The 614-nt window shown below is 46.4% G+C and carries 1 protein-coding gene; it reads left to right on the plus strand.

Features of this window, described 5'->3' with window-relative positions:
* Positions 1–553, plus strand: a 553-nt coding sequence (locus R8O11_RS29145) for an NAD(P)/FAD-dependent oxidoreductase (protein ID WP_318195113.1), incomplete at its 5' end; no start/stop codon positions are given.
* Positions 554–614: the final 61 nt, after the last annotated feature.

Consider the following 614-nt stretch of genomic DNA (forward strand, 5'->3'; position numbering starts at 1 on the left):
GGCGGAGAAAGACGGCCTAACTACCAAAGATGGCGAAAAGATTCCTGCGCAAATCATGGTTTGGGCTGCGGGTATCAAAGCACCTGATTTCATCAAAGACATTGCAGGTCTAGAAACAAACCGTATTAACCAATTGGTTGTGAAAGGTACACTGCAAACAACGCGTGATGACGATATTTTTGTTATCGGCGACTTGGCGCAATGCACACAACCAGACGGCTCATTTGTGCCACCTCGTGCGCAAGCTGCGCACCAAATGGCTAGCCAAGCGTTCAGCAACATTGTGGCGAAGCTAAATGGTCGTGAGTTGAAAAACTATGTGTACAAAGACCATGGTTCTTTAGTGTCTCTAAGCCGCTTCTCTACAGTAGGTAGCTTGATGGGCAACTTAACCAAAGGTTCGATGATGGTTGAAGGCCGTATTGCACGTGTTGTTTATATCTCACTATACCGCATGCACTTGATGGCACTTCACGGCGTGTTCAAAACAGGCTTGATGATGCTGGTTGGCCGCATTAACCGTGTATTGCGTCCAAACCTTAAGCTTCACTAATATCGGCGATTCAGCCAGTTTCAGTGTTGAAACTATAGAATAGAAAAAGCCACCGCAAGTC

Source organism: Vibrio sp. 1288, assembly GCF_033344475.1.